The following is a 15878-nucleotide window of genomic DNA, read 5'->3' on the forward strand; positions in this document are numbered from 1 at the left end:
GGCCGGTGGCCCGGGGTCGTCATCGACGAGTCTGGCCGGGTCCTCAGTCGACCGTCAAGGTGCTAATACGAATTATCGAGCGGCTTTCGTCGGCAGAACTTCTCCGCCCGAGGGTCTTGACGGCGACGCCGGATGCGCCGCACCATTTCACCTCACCGACGCTAATGCGTATTACCCCGGTAACGATTGGACACGGAACGTGACTGGTTCGCGCAGGCGAGTCACCCAGCACGACATCGCCCGGATGACAGGCGTCAGCCAGGCGACCGTCTCGCTGGTGCTCAACGGCCGCGACGACGGCAACGTCAGGATCGCCCCGGAAACCCGGGCACGGGTCCTGCACGCCATCCGCACCACCGGTTACGTCGCCGACCCGGTCGCCCGCCGGCTCGCCGCGCGGCACAACCGCATCCTCGGTGTCTTCACCTACGAGCCGGTCTTTCCCACCGGCACCGGCGACTTCTACCACCCGTTCCTGGTCGGCATCGAGGAGTGCGCCGAACGGCTCGGCTGTGATCTGCTGCTGCTCACCAGCGCGCCGGTGGCGGGCGGCCGGCGGCGGATATTCCACGACGACAACCGGCTCCGCCTGGCCGACGGCTGCGTCCTGCTCGGTCGATCGCTGGACCACGACGAGCTGACCCGGCTGGTCACCGAGGGCCAACCGTTCGTCTCGGTCGGCCGCCGCGACGACGCGGGCGGGCCGGTGCCGTACGTCGGCGCCGACTACCCGACCGCCACCGCCGCCGTGGTACGCCGCGCACTGGCGGCAGGTCACACCGCGCTGGCCTACCTGGGCCAGGGCTCCGGCCCCGAGTCGCACGCCGACCGGATGCGCGGCTTCCGGGCCGCGCTCGACGAGGCCGGACGCACGCCACGGCACCTGCCGACCACCGACCGCTCCCCCGCGGAACTGCTCGACGCCCTGCTCGCGGCGGGCGTCACGGCGGCGGTGGTCGAGGAGTACGCCGACGGTGTGGCCATCGCCCAGCTGGCCCGCGAACGGGGCCTCGACATCCCGGGTGACCTGTCCATCCTGGCGCTCGGCGACCCGACCCGGCCGGCCAGCACCGACATCGACTTCACCGGCTTCCGCATCCCCCGCCGCGAGATGGGGTGGCAGTCCGTCGAGGTGTTGACCGGGCTGCTCGAGGCGGACCCGGAAACCGTGCCGCAGCGGCTGGTGCCCTGCCAGCCCGTCGACGGCGCCACCCTCGCGCCGCCGAAGGTGACCCCGTGAAAGGACAGCTCTTGCCAGAGATGCAGGCCGAAGTTCTGATCGTCGGCGGTGGACTCGGTGGCGTCGCCGCGGCCCTCGCCGCGCTGCGCGCCGGCCGTTCCGTGGTGCTCAGCGAGGAGTACGACTGGCTCGGCGGTCAACTCACCAGCCAGGCCGTACCGCCCGACGAGCACTCCTGGGTCGAGCAGTTCGGCGTCACCGCCAGCTACCGCAAGCTGCGCGACGGCATCCGGGACTACTACCGCGCCTACTACCCGCTCACCGACCGGGCCCGCCAGGCCACCGCGCTCAACCCGGGGGCCGGGCACGTGAGCCGGCTCTGCCACGAGCCACGGGTCGCGGTGGCGGTGCTGGAGGCGATGCTCGCGCCGTACCGGGGGGCCGGCCGGCTGCGGCTGCTCCAGCCGTACCTACCGGTGGGGGCCGACACCGACGGCGACCGGGTGACCGGGGTGACCCTGGCGCACCGGGACAGCGGCGAACGGGTGCACGTTGTCGCGCCGTACGTGCTGGACGCCACCGAGACCGGCGAACTGCTGCCATTGACCGGCACCGAGTACGTCACCGGCTTCGAGTCGCGGGGCGAGACCGGGGAGCCGAGCGCGCCGGACGAGGCGCAGCCGGAGAACATGCAGGCGTTCTCGGTCTGCTTCGCGGTCGACCACGTCGACGGCGACCACACCATCGACCGGCCGGCCCGGTACGACTTCTGGCGGGCGTACCAGCCGCCGTTCTGGGGCGACCGGATGCTCTCCTTCCGCTCACCCAACCCGCGCACGTTGGAGATCTCCGAGCGCAGCTTCACCCCCAACCCGGACGACGACCCGTGGCTGGTGATGGCCGACCAGCGGCTGAGCCCGGGCGACGGCAACCTGTGGACCTTCCGGCGGATCGCCGCTCGGCGCAGCTTCGTCCCGGGCAGCTACGACAGCGACATCTGCCTGGTCAACTGGCCGATGATCGACTACTTCGAGCAGCCGCTGATCGACGTGCCCGACCCCGCCCACCAGATCGCGGCGGCCCGGGAGCTCTCCCTGTCGGTGCTCTACTGGCTGCAGACCGAGGCGCCGCGCGCCGACGGCGGGACCGGCTTCCCCGGGCTGCGGCTGCGTGGCGACGTCACCGGCACCGGTGGCATCAGCACCGGCGGCGACGTCGCGCACAGCGGTCTGGCCCAGGCCCCGTACATCCGTGAGGCGCGGCGCATCCGCGCCGAGTACACCGTCGTCGAGCAGGACCTGTCCCTGGCGGTACGCGGCGACAAGGGCGCGGTCAGCTACCCGGACGCGGTCGGCGTCGGCATGTACCGCATCGACCTGCACCCGTCCACCGGCGGGGACAACTACGTCGACGTGGCCTCGTGTCCCTTCGAGATCCCACTCGGCGCCCTGATCCCCCGACGGGTGGAGAACCTGCTGCCCGCCGGGAAGAACATCGGCACCACCCACATCACCAACGGTTCGTACCGCCTGCACCCCGTGGAGTGGAACATCGGCGAGGTCGCCGGTCTGCTCGCGGACTTCTGCCTGGCCCGCCGGGTCACTCCCCGCGCGGTGCGTCACACCCCCGGCCTGCTGGCCGAATTCCAGAACCGCCTCGCCGACGAGGGCGTCGAGCTGCGCTGGCCCGACATCGCCGGCTACTGAGGGAGAACCCTGATGAGGAAACGGTTGACGGCCGTCGTCGCGCTCGCCGCGATGCTCGGCCTGAGCGCGTGCGGCGGCGGCGACAGCGCCGGCTCCGACGGCCCGGTCTCGCTGCGGATGACCACCTGGTCGGCGAACGAGGCACACCTGAAGCTGTTCAACGACATCGCGGCGGAGTACCAGAGCAGCCACCCCAACGTCGCGAAGATCACCTTCGACCCGATCCCGTTCGAGAGCTACACCACCACGTTGACCACCCAGATCGCCGGTGGAAACCCGCCCGACCTGGCCTGGGTCCTGGAGAACGCGGCTCCCGACTTCGTCTCCTCGGGCGCGCTGCTGCCGCTGGACGAAACCCTGCGCAAGACCGACGGGTACGGCTTCGACGAGCTGGCGCCGGCCGCGACGAAGCTGTGGCAGGCCGACGGCAAGCTCTACGGCTACCCGTTCTCCACCTCACCGTTCGGCATCTTCGTCAACACCGACCTGGTCAAGGCCGCCGGCGCGAAGAGCCCGGCCGAGCTGATCGCCGCCAACGCCTGGACCTGGGAGAACGCGGTGACCACCGCCTCGGCGGTGGCCGCCCGGACCGGCAAGGCGGGCCTGGTGGTACGGGACTTCGACTACAAGGGCTGGGACAACCTCTCCACCATCTGGACCGGCTGGGGCGCCCAGGCGTGGAGCGCGGACGGAAAGACCTGCGGCTTCAACGCCCACGAGATGGTCGACGCGATGACCTTCCTGCACCAGGCGATCTTCACCGCGAAGGCGCTGCCGGGCCCGGGTACCGCCGCCGACTTCTTCGCCGGTGAGGCCGGCATGACGATCACCCAGATCTCCCGGGCCTCGCTGCTGGATAAGCAGAAGTTCGGCTGGGACCTGGTGCCGCTGCCGGCCGGACCGAAGGGCAACTACTCGGTGATCGGTCAGGGCGGCATGGGCGTGTTGAAGAAGGGCAAGCACGCCGCCGTCGCCGCGGACTTCCTGGCCTTCCTCACCAACCCCGCCAACTCCGCCAAGCTGGCGCAGTTCTTCCCGCCGCCGCGTACCCCGCTGCTCACCGCGGCGACGCTGGCCAAGACCAATCCCCTGCTCAAGCCGGAGCAGTTGCAGAGCGTCGTGATCGACGGGATCGCCAACGGGGTGGTGAAGCCCAACCACACCGGGCAGGCCGAGCTGAGCCAGGCCGTGCGGTCGGCGCTGGACCCGATGTGGAAGGCCGACGCGGACGTGCGGGGCGTGCTCGACGGGGTCTGCTCGGCGATCAACCCGCTGTTGGCGAAGTAGGGGATCAGCGATGCCGGTCCTGACGGACAACGTGGCGGGTCGGGCTGAGCCCCGGCCCGCCCCGGGCGGCACGGCAGCGTCGCCGCGACGCCGGTGGTGGACCAGTCGTCGACGTGATCAGCTCGCCGGCCTGCTCTTCGTGACCCCACAACTGGTGGGTACGGCCCTCTTCGTGCTGCTGCCGCTCGGCCTGGTGGTCTGGTACAGCCTGCACGAGTGGAACGTGCTCGCGGACACCTTCGACTTCGTGGGCACTGACAACTACCGCGAGCTGGTCGACGACCCGAAGCTGCCGGGCGTACTCCGGAGCACGCTGTTCTTCTCCGTCGGCCTGGTCGTATTCAACCTCGCCCTGGCCCTGCTGCTCGCCGTCCTGCTCAACCAGCGGCTGCGCGGCACCGTGGTGTTCCGGACGCTGTTCTTCTCACCGGTGGTGGTCTCGCTGGTCGCCTGGACGATCGTCTGGGGTTTCCTGCTTCAGGACAACGGCGGCGTCAACGGGGTGGCCGGCGCGGTCGGCCTGGACGGCCCGAACTGGCTGCGCGGCGAATGGACCGCGCTGCTGTCGGTGATCGTCGTCCAGGTGGTCAAGAACGTCGGCCTCAACATGGTGCTGTTCCTCGCCGCGTTGCAGGGCGTGCCCGCCGAACTCTACGAGGCGGCCCGGGTCGAGGGGGCGAGCCGGTGGACCCAGTTCCGTCGGATCACCGTGCCGCTGATCAGCCCGACCATCCTGCTGACCTCGATCATCACCGTGGTCGGCGCGCTACAGGTCTTCGCCCAGATCGCCGTGCTCACCCAGGGCGGCCCGGGCACCTCGACCACAGTGCTCGTCTACTACCTCTACCAGCAGGCCTTCCAGTTCCACCAGTTCGGGTACGGCTCGACGCTGTCGGTGCTGCTGTTCCTGATCGTGCTGACGCTGACCGTCGTGCAGTGGCGGATGCGCAGGAAGTGGGTCTTCCATGAACAATAGGCTCCCCTTGCGGGCCCGGGTGGCGATCTATGGGCTGATCTGCCTGCTGGCCATCCCATTCGTCTTCCCGACCTGGTGGATGGTCACCTCGTCGTTCAAGCCGGTCAGCGACATCTTCGCGTTCCCTCCGTCGCTGATCCCCACCGAGCTGAGCTTCTCGGCGTATCGGCGGGTGTTCGAGCTGCAACCGTTCGCCCAGCAGTACCTCAACAGCGCGTACATCGCCGCGGTGGTCACCGTCGGCACCCTCGCCGTCTCGTCGCTGGCCGGATACGCGTTCGCCCGGATCCGGTTCCGTGGTCAGCACGCGCTCTTCCTGGTGGTGCTGGTGGGCCTGCTGATCCCGAGCGAGGTGACCATCGTGCCGCTGTTCCAGATGTTCAACTCGGTCGGGATGATCGACACCCACTGGCCGCTGATCCTGGTGCCGACGCTCGGCGCGCCCAGTGTGCTGGCCACCTTCATCATGCGGCAGTTCTTCATCACCCTGCCCGGCGAGTTGGAGGAAGCCGCCCGGGTGGACGGGCTGGGCCGGCTGGCGACCTTCTGGCGGATCGCGCTGCCGCTGGCCCGCCCGGCCCTCGGCGCGGTGGCGATCTTCACCTTCCTGCACAGCTGGAACCTTTACCTGGAGCCGATCGTCTTCCTGTCCACCCCGGAGAAGTTCACCCTGCCGCAGGCGCTGACCCAGTTCGTCGACGCGTACGGCGGACCGATGTGGGACGTACAGCTCTCGGCGGCCTCGATGACGGCGCTGCCCGTCCTGGTCGTGTTCGTCATCGCGCAGCGGCAGTTCATCGAGGGCCTCGCCCACACCGGTCTGAAAGGATGATCCATCTGACGCTGCTCCGGGCCGACGAAACTGTTATCCGGGTACGGCCGGCGAGTCTCCTGAGGTGAGGCGGTGGCGGGGTTCCCCCGCCACCGCAGCATGCAACAGTGCTGCGACCACACACGAGGGAGTCGAGACGATGCGCGCAACCGGCCAGGGTGAAGCGGACGCCGCGAGCGGAAACCGGGGCGTCCACGCGGAACCCCGACGCGGGATGCTCGGCCGCCTTCCGATCGGCGCGCAGCGTCTGCTGTGGCCGCTCCTCGTGGCCGCCGTGGTCGCCGTGCTGGTGACCGGTGTGATCGTCGTGGTGCAGCCCACCGGGCCGACGCCCGCCCCGGCGGCGACGCAGGCGCTCGACGCGCCGCCGCCCACGAGCCCGCAGCCCGGCGCACCCAGCGCGACCACACCCGCCGCCACGACGAGCCCGGCGGTAGCGACCCCGACGCCGACGCCGACGGCGAAGCCGACAACGGGACGTCCGGTCGCCCCGGCGGCCCCGACGGCGACCTCGAAGCGCAAGGGCGTCGGGGTGTGGACCTTCGACGGGGTCAGCCAGGCGCTGGCCAGCTCCGGGGCGAGTTGGTACTACACCTGGGACCTGGCCCACCCGGGCGTCACCAGCCCGAAGGGCGCCGAGTTCGTCCCGATGATCTGGGGGGCGAAGAGCGTCACCGCCACCAACCTGCAACAGGCCAAGAAGAACGGCCGCCACCTGCTCGGGTTCAACGAGCCGGACCTGAAGGGTCAGGCGGAGATGACCGTCGAGCAGGCGTTGGAGCTGTGGCCGCAGTTGCAGGCCACCGGCCTTCCGCTGGGTAGCCCGGCGGTGGCCTGGGGCGGCGACCGGCCGGGCGAATGGCTCGACCGGTTCATGGCCGGGGCGAAGCAACGCGGCTACCGCGTCGACTTCATCGCCCTGCACTGGTACGGCGGCGACTTCACCACCGCCAACGCCGTCAACCAGCTCGAGTCGTACCTCCAGGCCGTGCACGACCGGTACGAGCTGCCGATCTGGCTCACCGAGTTCGCCCTGATCGACTTCTCCAACGGCGTCCGCTTCCCCACCCAGGCACAGCAGGCCGCGTTCCTCACCGCGGCGACCCGGATGCTGGGTGGCCTGTCCTGGCTACAGCGGTACGCGTGGTTCGGCCTGCCCGCCACGGACAAGGACCAGACCGGCCTGTTCCGTACCGGGAGCACCGCCACCGCCGTCGGCCGCGCCTACCAGGCGGCGCGCTGACCTACAGCACGTCGACGTGGTCCCGCCAGGAGTGCTGCGGCTCGTACCCCAGCACCCGGCGGGCCTTGTCGATGCTGAGCAGCGTCTCGTGCTCACCCAGCTCCTTACGGATCTCGACGCCCGGGTAGACCTCGGCCATCAGGCTGGCGCTGGACCTGCTCATGACGGTGTCGGCGTTGGCGATGACGAAGACGTCGGCACCGGGCTGGTCGTGCGCGAGGGCGCGCTCGACCGCCTGGGCCCCGTCGCGGGCGTCGATGTAGCCCCACAGGTTCCACCGCCGCAGCTGCGGGTCGGCGTCGAACGAGGGAAACGGCGCGTAGTCCTCGACGTCCATGACGTTGGAGAAGCGCAACCCCACCATGACCAGCTCCGGGTCCCACCGGCAGAAGTGCCGGGCCATCTCCTCCTCCAGGGCCTTGTTCAACGAGTACGTCGACTCCGGCCGTGGCGCGTACTCCTCGTCGACCGGCGCGTACGGCGGCGGGTTGTCGAACGGCAGCCCGAGCACCGTCTCGCTCGACGCCCACACGACCCGCTTGATTCCGGCCGCCCGGGCCGCGGCGAACACGTTGTACGTGGCGGCGGAGTTGTTCGCGAAGGTGGCCGCGTTCGACATCAGCCCGGGGGCCGGAACCGCCGCGAGATGCACGACCGCGTCGACGTCACCCGCGTGCTCGTCGGCACCCCCGGTGAACGCCTCCACCACCTGCCCGTAGTCGGTCAGGTCGACCAGCAGGAACTCGCCGTTCACGTCGCGTGGGTCGCGGCCACCGGCGCGGTCCACCGCCAGCACGTCGACGCCCACGGCGCGCAGGTGGGCGACAACGGCACGGCCGAGCTTGCCGGTGGCACCGGTGACGACGACACGCCTGGGCAGTGCGGAATTGCTCATGACCACATCTTCGCCGGGGGCAAACGGGGACCCACACGCGGGTACGGCGTTACCCCTAGCATGATCGACATGGACATCACGATTCACACGTGCTCCCTGCCGCACACCGACCCGGACGCCTCCCTGGCCTTCTACCGCGACGCCCTCGGCTTCGAGGTCCGTAGCGACGTCGGTCAGGGCACGATGCGCTGGATCATGGTCGGCCCCGCCGACCAGCCCGGCACGTCCATCCTCCTGGCGCCGCCGGCCGCGGACCCCGGGGCCACCGAGGACGAGCGCCGCACCATCACCGAGATGATGGCCAAGGGCACCTACGGCTGGATCCTGCTGGCCACGCGGGACCTCGACACCACCTTCGAGAAGGTGCAGGCCGGCGACGCCGAGGTCGTCCAGGAGCCGACCGAGCAGCCGTACGGCATCCGCGACTGCGCCTTCCGCGACCCCGCCGGCAACCTGGTCCGCATCCAAGAGCTTCGCTGAGCCGCCCGGTCCTCGTGTGCGCCGTTCGGGACAGCTGACGAGACCGGTCAGGAATCAAGAAGCGCCGGTCGCCCGGCCGCAAATAGCGTGATCGGCATGACATCCATCGCATCCGTCACCCTCGACGTGGCCGACCCCGCAGCTGCCCAGCGCTTCTACACCGCCGCCTTCGGTCTGGACAAGCAGATTCGCCTGCGGGCCTCGGACGCACCGACAAGCGGCTTCCGTGGGTTCACGCTGGCGCTCACGGTGTCCCAGCCGGCCACCGTCAACGGCCTCATCGGCGCCGCCCTGGACGCCGGTGCCACGTCGCTGAAGCCTGCCGCGAAGTCGCTCTGGGGCTACGGCGGTGTCGTGCAAGCCCCGGACGGGACGATCTGGAAGATCGCAACCTCGGCGAAGAAGGACAGCGGCCCGGCTACCCGGCAGATCGACGAGATCGTGCTCCTGCTCGGAGTCGCGGACGTGGCTGCGAGCAAGCGGTTCTACGTCGAGCGCGGCCTTGCCGTGGCGAAGAGCTTCGGCCGCATGTACGTCGAGTTCGTTGCCGGGTCCAGCCCCGTGAAGCTGGCGCTGTACCGACGTCGTGCCCTCGCCAAGGACGTCGGCGTCGCCCCCGACGGCACCGGGTCGCACCGACTCACGATCGGCGGCGACGGCGGGCATTTCACCGACCCGGACGGGTTCGCCTGGGAAGCCGCATCGCTGGCGACCGCGAAGTGACTGGAGGAAGCATGACGGACGTCGCGCCGCGTGGGCTTGAGCAGAGGCTTCGGGACACTCGCGCCAAACTGGAGAGCGACATCGACCTCTGGGTCGCGACGGCGGGCTCCCCCGGGGGCGTACACCTCATCCCACTCTCGTTTCTCTGGGACGGGGCCTCCTTCCTCGTCTCAACGCCGCGCGCCTCGGTCACCGGCCGCAACCTGGTGGCGGATGGCCGGGTACGACTCAGCCTCGGGCCGACGCGCGACGTCGTCATCGTCGACGGCATCGCCGAGCCGGTGGACATCGCCGACCTCGGCCCGGATACGGGTGATGCGTTCGCGACCAAGACGGGCTTCGACCCGAGCGGTCTCGATGAGCCCTACCAGTACTTTCTGATCCGACCGCAGCGCATCCAGGCCTGGCGGGAGGCGAACGAGCTGAAGGGACGCGTCGTCATGCGTGACGGCCGCTGGCTCGGCTGACCGCGCGATGTACCTGTAGCACCATGATCGGGGCGGGCGGGTGCGTAACGTGCAGGGGTAAACGTTGTCGCGACGAGGAGACTTCATGTCCAAGCCACCGCTTCCCGAGGCCGCGGTCGCCATGCTCCAGAAGCCGAACCCCGCCGTCATGACCACCCTTCGCAATGGTGGCCAGCCGGTGTCCGCCGCCACCTGGTACCTGTGGGAGGACGGCCGGATCCTGGTGAACATGGACGAGAGCCGCCGCCGGCTGGAGCATGTCCGCAACGACCCCCGGGTGTCTCTCACCGTGCTCGACGAGGCCGGCTGGTACACCCACGTCAGCATCATCGGGCACGTCACCGAGCTGCGCCCCGACGAGGGTCTCGCGGACATCGACCGGCTGTCGAAGCATTACACGGGCAACGCGTACCCACGCCGGGAACGTGCCCGGGTCAGTGCCCTGATCGAGATCGACCGCTGGCACGGTTGGGGCGCGCAGAAGGACAACAACCAGGTCGGCTGACCGTTGCCGCCCGACCTGTCGCCCTGACGGCTGCCGTCGGGGCGACAGGGGCACCAGCCGTCAGGGCGTCAGGGCGGTGGTGGACCGGGCGCCGACGCGGGTCACCAGGTAGCCGAAGGCCGCCGCGGTGAAGAACATGACGATGCCGTAGACGGCGCCCGGGATCGCCATCTGGGTGCTGTTGAGCAGCGCCGGACTGAGCGCGATCGTGATGGCGAGGGTGCTGTTGTGGATGCCGATCTCGAAACCGGCCGCCGTCGCGGCGCTCCGGTCGACACCGGCGAGCCGCGGCACCCCGTACCCGATGGCGAGGCTGAGCAGGTTGAACGCGAGGACTGCCAGGCCGACCGAGACGAAGTAGTCGGCGATGTTCTCCCGCTCACCGAGCACGGCCCCGGCGATCACCGCGACGAGCACGACGACGGAGAGGATCCGGACCGGGCGGTTCAGCCGCTCGGCCAGGTGCGGCAGCCGGGCCCGGATGAGCATGCCGATCGCGACCGGGACGAGCACGATGGCGAAGACCTGGAGCACCTTGTCGAACTGTAGGCCGATGCTCCTGCCGTCGGGCAGGAAGTACGCCGCCGACAGGTTGACCAGGATCGGCAGGGTGAACACGGCGAGCACCGAGTTGATGGCGGTCAGGGTGATGTTCAGGGCCACGTGCCCGCCGAACAGGTGGCTGTAGAGGTTGGCCGTGGTGCCGCCCGGGGACGCGGCCAGCAGCATCATGCCGACGGCCAGCTCGGGTGCCAGGTCGAACGCGAGGACGAGGCAGAAGCAGAGCGCCGGCAGCACCAGCACCTGGCACACCAGGGCGATGACGGCGGCGCGTGGATGCTGGGCCACCCGGCGGAAGTCCGCCGTGGTCAGTCCGAGACCCAGACCGAGCATGATGATGCCGAGGGCGATGGGCAGGCCGATCAGAGTCAGGGCGGAGTCCATGGCACAACATCGTTACCACCGGGTAACGCCGCAACAATCCCCCATGTGGCTGGACGCTCTTGACCCCGGACGGTGATCGGCTTAACTTCATCAATCAGATAAGTCTCTTTACTAATTCTGCTTGATGCCTCGTGGGAGTGTGCCGATGCGACCATTCCGCCACCGCCGTCTCACCGCCGTGGTCACCCTGGCGGCCCTGCTGTTCACCGCCGCCCCGCCCAGCGCCGCCAGCGCGGGCGACAACCAGCAGCGCCGCACCGGTTACCACCGGGTCGGCTACTTCACCCAGTGGGGCATCTACGGCCGGGCCTTCCCGGTCAAGAAGCTCGAAACCTCCGGGGCGGCGAGCCGCCTCACCCACCTCAACTACGCCTTCGGCAACGTCAGCGAGGACGGCCGCTGCTACGTGGACGGTGGGCCGGGCGAGGGTGACGCCTGGGCCGACTACCAGCGTCCCGTCCCGGCCGAGGAGAGCGTCGACGGCGTCGCGGACGCACCGGGCCAGGCGCTCAACGGCAACTTCGGCCAGCTCGCCAAGCTCAAGGCCAAGCATCCCAAACTGAAGGTGCTGATCTCGCTGGGCGGCTGGAGCTGGTCGACGTACTTCTCGAACGCGGCCCGCACCGACGCCTCCCGCAAGGCGTTCGTCACGTCCTGCATCGACCTCTACCTCAAGGGGAACCTGCCCGGCGGTGACGGCGCCGCCGGTGGCCCGGGCGCCGGGGCCGGCGTCTTCGACGGCATCGACCTCGACTGGGAGTGGCCCAACTGGGAGGGTGAGCCCGGCAACGTCATCCGCCCGGAGGACCGGGAGAACTTCACCAAACTGCTCGCCGAGTTCCGCCGGCAGCTCGACGCGTACGGTCGCACGACCCGCGCGCACCACCCGCTGACCGCGTTCCTGCCGGCCAGCCCGGCCACCATGGACGCCGGCTACGAGGGCAGCAGGATCTTCAAGTACCTGGACTTCGCCACAGTGCAGGGGTACGACTTCCACGGCGGCTGGGACGCGCGGGCCAACCAGCAGTCGGCGCTGCGTGTTCCGGCGGGCGCCCCGGACAACCCGGACTTCTCCGTCGAGGTGGCCATCGACGGGTGGATCGCCCGCGGCGCCCCGCGGGACAAGCTCGTGCTCGGCATCCCCTACTACGGTCGCGGCTGGACCGGCATCACCGGCAGCGGCAACGGCCTGTTCCAGCCGGCCACCGGGCCCGCGCCGGCCACCTTCGAGGCCGGGTACGAGGACTACAAGAAGCTGAAGACCCTGGCCGGTAACGGCTACACGGTGCACCGCGACCTGCGCGCCGGCCACGCCTGGTTGTTCGACGGTACGACGTTGTGGACGTACGACGATCCGGCGGTCGTGATGCAGAAGATGCTCTACATCCGACGGGCCGGCCTGGCCGGCGCCATGATCTGGTCGCTCGACGGCGACGACGACAACGCCACGCTGACCAAGACGATCGGCCTCGGCCTGACGACCTGGTAGCCGTACCCGATCCACCCGGCCCGTCGCCGGCCGACCTCTCGGCCGGCGGCGGGTCGTTCACCGTTGGGCGGGTGTCACCGCGCGCACAGCGGCCTCGATGAGCGCTGTCACCTGGTCCATGTCCCGAGCCCGGTGCACGTCCACCTCGGCCGACCATCCGTCGGGCCGGGTGAGTCTCACCGTCACATCGTCGCGGCGGTGGGTCAGCCAGCCGGCGATCGCCTGCACCAGCACCATGGCGGCGCCCGCGTCGCTGGCCGCTACCCGCAGGACGTCAGTGGTGTCCGCCGACATCCCGTCGGGGGACGTCGTGGTCACCCCCTCCCGCAGCCGATCCTCAGCGCGCAGCCAGGACGCCAGCGAACGCCGAGCATCGGCGGACGGAAGATCCGGATGGACCGAGAGCGTGATCATCTCCGGCACGGCTCCTCCTCCCAGACGACGACAAGCCCACGCCACCATCCTGCCAGTCCGCGTCGGAACCGGCACGCCGAGTAGTCGGCAATATCGATCTACCCTTGACCGCCGTATCGGCGGTTCATAGGCTCCGGCCACTGCGAGGTTGTTCCCGAGAAGGGAAACACGACTCATGGCCCCATCGACACGTCCGTTCCGGATGGTCCCCGCCAGGCGGCTGGCAAGTGCCGCCACGATCGCCCTCCTGCTCGGCATGGTCCCCCTGCTCGGCGGCACATCGACCGCGAGCGCCGCCCCGCCCCCCCGGTGCAGCGACGACCCGACCGCCCGGTTGGGCACGGTGCCCACTCCGGAGAATGCGCTCGGCTTCCCGCTCGGCGCCGGGCAGGAGCGGGTCGTCACCAACGACGAGGTCCGGACCTACCTCGGGGCGGTCGACCGCGCCTCCAACCGGGTCGTCACCGGCGTGATGACCACCAGCGTGCTCGGCCAGCCGTTGCCGTACGCGGTGGTGTCCAACGAACGCCACGTGCGGCCCGCCGCGCTACGCGAGATCGCCGACGACATCCGGGACCTGCGCGACCCGCGCCGGACCAGCGCGCGAACGGCCGCCCGGACGGCGAAGGACAGCCCGGCCATCGTCTGGGTCACCGCGAACGTGCACGGCGGCGAGAAGAGCGGTGCCGACGCGGCGCTCAAGACGCTGTACGAGTTGGCGGCGGGCCTGTCCTGCGCGGTCGCCCAGCGCAACGACAACCTGGTCACCATCATCGTCCCCACCCAGAACCCGGACGGCCGCGACGCGACCCGCCGGCAGAACGAGTTCGGCTTCGACCTGAACCGGGACTGGTTCGCCCGCACCCAGCAGGAGACCGACGGCAAGCTCGAACTGCTGCGCCGCTACCCGCCGCAGGTGTTCATCGACGCACACGAGATGGGCGGCCGGCAGTACTTCTTCCCGCCCAACGCCGACCCGATCCACCATGAGATCGCCAGCGAGGCGGTGGACTGGATCAACCGCATCGGCGAGGCCAACAAGGCCGGCTTCGGCTTCAACGGGGCCTGCGACGAGACCGCCTTCACCGAGTGCTACTTCAACTACGACACGTACGACATGTTCTTCATGGGCTACGGCGACACGGTGCCGACCACCGGCTTCGGCGCGGCCGGCATGACGTACGAGAAGGGCAGCGCGTCGGCGGTGGCCGACCGGGTCCAGCAGCAGTTCCACACCCAGTGGTCGACGCTCGGCTGGGCCGCCGCGAACAAGCGCGAGGTGCTGGACGGCTACTTCGACATCTGGACCGACGCGCTCGCCCAGGGCAGGGCGGGCACCCTCGAACCGAACGAGGTGGTGCAGCCCACCAACGAGGTCCAGTTCCCGGTGCCGGACCTCACCATCCGCTCGTACTTCCTGCTGCCCGACCGGCAGCTCGCCGACGTCCGCCAACTCGTCGAGCGGCTGCGCCGGATGGACGTCGAGGTGTACGAGGTGCAGAAGGCGACCCGGGTGCCCACCGCGCGGGTCTTCGGTGGGCGCAGCGCCACCAACGTGACAGTGCCCAAGGGCGCGTACTGGATCCCGATGGACCAACCGCAGAAGCACTGGATCCAGGCCATCATGGGCGAGGACCCGTACGTCCCGTTCCCCTACTTCTACGACGTGTCGTCCTGGAGCAACCCGCTGCTGATGGGCATCAACGCCATCTACACCGGAGACACCGTCCGGCCGAGGGCCGAACTGGTACGCAAGGTCGCCGGCGGTCGCACCGGTGCGGCGTGGCCCTGGGGCTCGTACACGTACCCGCTCGACTCGGCCGCCGCCGCGGAGTTCACCTTCAGCCTGCTCGGCCGTGGCGTACCCCTGGTCCGTGACCTCACGACCAGCACTGTCGCCATCCCGGCCACCGCTGTGAGCCGGACCGTGGACGGGCTGGCCGAATCCCTCGGGGTCAGCCTCACCCCGGGTGGTCGGCCCTCCGGCACCCGCCTCGACCTGCCCGACGTGGGGCTGTTCCAGGGCACCGGCATCTCCACCACCTCCGGCTCGCACGGCGAGGCCCGTTACGTGCTCGGCAAGCGGTGGGGGCTCGACCTCACACCGGTCACCACTGCCGACATCAACGACAACACCGAGGCGTTCACCGGGCGTACCGTGCTGCTGGTGCCGGACGGCAGCAGCGCCACCGGCGGTCTCACCGCCACCGGGCAGGCCAACCTGCGCAACTGGATCAGCCAGGGCCACACCTACCTCGGGCTGCGCAACGAGGGCACCCGGGTGGCCCGGGCGGCCGGGCTCACCTCGACCACTGAGAAGACCAAGCCGGCGGACTATTTGGTGATCGGCTCGCACCTGCGCGTCGACGTCGACGAGGACAGCCCGGTGGCGCTGGGTCGCCCGGCGGAGGACTTCGAGTTCAACAACAGCGACCCGATCCTCACCCCGAGCACCACGGGGACGAACGTGCTCACCTACCCGACGGGTGACACCTTCTGGGCCAACGGTTTCACAGTCGGGGCGGAGACGCTGAAGGGCACGGCAGCCGTCGTCGACGAGCCGACCGGCGCCGGTCGGGCGGTGCTGTTCGCGTTCAATCCGCTCTTCCGCGCGTACAACGAGAATGGTCTGCACCTGGTCGCCAACGCGCTGCTCTACCCGGCGACCGCCGGGCCCGACGCCCGGCGTCCGGCCGGCGTCGACGCGGCGCGCGCCAGCGCCGCCGCCGCGCCGGT

15 protein-coding genes are annotated in these 15878 nt (G+C 70.0%); 12 read left to right on the plus strand and 3 right to left on the minus strand.

The features are described 5' to 3' along the window. The first annotated feature begins 199 nt into the window (after window positions 1-199). From GUI43_RS29180 to GUI43_RS34980, 6 genes are all read left to right on the plus strand, one after another. Entirely contained in the window at window positions 200-1240 is a 1041-nt protein-coding gene (locus GUI43_RS29180) for a LacI family DNA-binding transcriptional regulator (protein ID WP_211326774.1), read from the plus strand. Between the two features lie 20 nt (window positions 1241-1260). Continuing rightward, window positions 1261-2886: an FAD-dependent oxidoreductase gene (locus tag GUI43_RS29185; RefSeq protein ID WP_112700236.1), complete on the plus strand. Its 1626-nt coding sequence runs from the start codon at window positions 1261-1263 to the stop codon at window positions 2884-2886. A gap of 12 nt (window positions 2887-2898) precedes the next feature. Next, window positions 2899-4173, plus strand: coding sequence for an ABC transporter substrate-binding protein (locus tag GUI43_RS29190; protein ID WP_211326775.1), 1275 nt, complete (start codon window positions 2899-2901; stop codon window positions 4171-4173). A gap of 10 nt (window positions 4174-4183) precedes the next feature. Next, complete coding sequence (locus tag GUI43_RS29195) at window positions 4184-5149, plus strand: carbohydrate ABC transporter permease (RefSeq protein ID WP_112700238.1); 966 nt, start codon at window positions 4184-4186, stop codon at window positions 5147-5149. Continuing rightward, a complete protein-coding gene (locus GUI43_RS29200; RefSeq protein WP_112700239.1) occupies window positions 5139-5981 on the plus strand; it encodes a carbohydrate ABC transporter permease in 843 nt (280 codons plus the stop codon). Before GUI43_RS29195 ends, GUI43_RS29200 begins: the two co-directional genes overlap by 11 nt. Before the next feature lie 139 nt (window positions 5982-6120). Further along, window positions 6121-7224 carry a glycoside hydrolase family protein gene (locus GUI43_RS34980; protein WP_112700240.1) on the plus strand — a complete coding sequence of 368 codons (1104 nt, stop codon included), beginning with the start codon at window positions 6121-6123 and terminating at the stop codon, window positions 7222-7224. Between the two features lies 1 nt (window position 7225). On the opposite strand, the gene GUI43_RS29210 is transcribed toward GUI43_RS34980, so the two are convergent. Beyond that, window positions 7226-8119 (minus strand): NAD-dependent epimerase/dehydratase family protein, encoded by an 894-nt coding sequence (locus tag GUI43_RS29210; protein WP_112605327.1) that lies wholly within the window; start codon window positions 8117-8119, stop codon window positions 7226-7228. Between the two features lie 69 nt (window positions 8120-8188). Here GUI43_RS29210 and GUI43_RS29215 point away from each other — a divergent pair, with 69 nt between their 5' ends. The 4 genes from GUI43_RS29215 (at window position 8189) to GUI43_RS29230 (ending at window position 10294) form a co-directional block, all read left to right on the plus strand. Next, a complete protein-coding gene (locus GUI43_RS29215) occupies window positions 8189-8599 on the plus strand; it encodes a VOC family protein (RefSeq protein WP_112700244.1) in 411 nt (136 codons plus the stop codon). A gap of 96 nt (window positions 8600-8695) precedes the next feature. Continuing rightward, window positions 8696-9322, plus strand: a complete 627-nt coding sequence (locus GUI43_RS29220; RefSeq protein ID WP_112605356.1) for a VOC family protein — start codon at window positions 8696-8698, stop codon at window positions 9320-9322. A gap of 11 nt (window positions 9323-9333) precedes the next feature. After that, window positions 9334-9789 (plus strand): pyridoxamine 5'-phosphate oxidase family protein, encoded by a 456-nt coding sequence (locus GUI43_RS29225; RefSeq protein WP_112700241.1) that lies wholly within the window; start codon window positions 9334-9336, stop codon window positions 9787-9789. A gap of 85 nt (window positions 9790-9874) precedes the next feature. Continuing rightward, window positions 9875-10294 carry a PPOX class F420-dependent oxidoreductase gene (locus GUI43_RS29230; RefSeq protein ID WP_030337921.1) on the plus strand — a complete coding sequence of 140 codons (420 nt, stop codon included), beginning with the start codon at window positions 9875-9877 and terminating at the stop codon, window positions 10292-10294. A gap of 60 nt (window positions 10295-10354) precedes the next feature. On the opposite strand, the gene GUI43_RS29235 is transcribed toward GUI43_RS29230, so the two are convergent. Beyond that, the gene (locus GUI43_RS29235; RefSeq protein ID WP_112700242.1) at window positions 10355-11239 is read right to left on the minus strand and encodes a bile acid:sodium symporter family protein; all 885 of its coding nucleotides are present in this window, start codon (window positions 11237-11239) and stop codon (window positions 10355-10357) included. A gap of 145 nt (window positions 11240-11384) precedes the next feature. Between GUI43_RS29235 and GUI43_RS29240 the strand changes: the two genes are divergently transcribed. Continuing rightward, on the plus strand, window positions 11385-12728 hold the full coding sequence (locus GUI43_RS29240) for a glycoside hydrolase family 18 protein (RefSeq protein ID WP_112700243.1): 1344 nt from the start codon (window positions 11385-11387) through the stop codon (window positions 12726-12728). A gap of 57 nt (window positions 12729-12785) precedes the next feature. Here the strand turns inward: GUI43_RS29240 and GUI43_RS29245 are convergent, their stop codons facing one another. Next, entirely contained in the window at window positions 12786-13142 is a 357-nt protein-coding gene (locus tag GUI43_RS29245; RefSeq protein WP_225854975.1) for an effector-associated constant component EACC1, read from the minus strand. A 175-nt stretch (window positions 13143-13317) separates the two neighbouring features. Here GUI43_RS29245 and GUI43_RS34985 point away from each other — a divergent pair. Continuing rightward, on the plus strand, window positions 13318-15878 hold a 2561-nt coding region (locus tag GUI43_RS34985), incomplete at its 3' end, for a M14 family zinc carboxypeptidase (protein WP_112700245.1).

This window comes from Micromonospora noduli (assembly GCF_003264365.1).
In the GTDB taxonomy this organism is placed as follows: domain Bacteria; phylum Actinomycetota; class Actinomycetes; order Mycobacteriales; family Micromonosporaceae; genus Micromonospora; species Micromonospora noduli.

Bases quoted from the DNA above. Each gene is read 5' to 3' on its own strand.
- GUI43_RS29185 (WP_112700236.1), top strand. From the start codon at position 1,261: ATGCAGGCCGAAGTTCTGATCGTCGGCGGTGGACTCGGTGGCGTCGCC.
- GUI43_RS29190 (WP_211326775.1), top strand. From the start codon at position 2,899: ATGAGGAAACGGTTGACGGCCGTCGTCGCGCTCGCCGCGATGCTCGGC.
- GUI43_RS29195 (WP_112700238.1), top strand. From the start codon at position 4,184: ATGCCGGTCCTGACGGACAACGTGGCGGGTCGGGCTGAGCCCCGGCCC.
- GUI43_RS29200 (WP_112700239.1), top strand. From the start codon at position 5,139: ATGAACAATAGGCTCCCCTTGCGGGCCCGGGTGGCGATCTATGGGCTG.
- GUI43_RS34980 (WP_112700240.1), top strand. From the start codon at position 6,121: ATGCGCGCAACCGGCCAGGGTGAAGCGGACGCCGCGAGCGGAAACCGG.
- GUI43_RS29210 (WP_112605327.1), bottom strand. From the start codon at position 8,119: ATGAGCAATTCCGCACTGCCCAGGCGTGTCGTCGTCACCGGTGCCACC.
- GUI43_RS29215 (WP_112700244.1), top strand. From the start codon at position 8,189: ATGGACATCACGATTCACACGTGCTCCCTGCCGCACACCGACCCGGAC.
- GUI43_RS29220 (WP_112605356.1), top strand. From the start codon at position 8,696: ATGACATCCATCGCATCCGTCACCCTCGACGTGGCCGACCCCGCAGCT.
- GUI43_RS29225 (WP_112700241.1), top strand. From the start codon at position 9,334: ATGACGGACGTCGCGCCGCGTGGGCTTGAGCAGAGGCTTCGGGACACT.
- GUI43_RS29230 (WP_030337921.1), top strand. From the start codon at position 9,875: ATGTCCAAGCCACCGCTTCCCGAGGCCGCGGTCGCCATGCTCCAGAAG.
- GUI43_RS29235 (WP_112700242.1), bottom strand. From the start codon at position 11,239: ATGGACTCCGCCCTGACTCTGATCGGCCTGCCCATCGCCCTCGGCATC.
- GUI43_RS29240 (WP_112700243.1), top strand. From the start codon at position 11,385: ATGCGACCATTCCGCCACCGCCGTCTCACCGCCGTGGTCACCCTGGCG.
- GUI43_RS29245 (WP_225854975.1), bottom strand. From the start codon at position 13,142: ATGATCACGCTCTCGGTCCATCCGGATCTTCCGTCCGCCGATGCTCGG.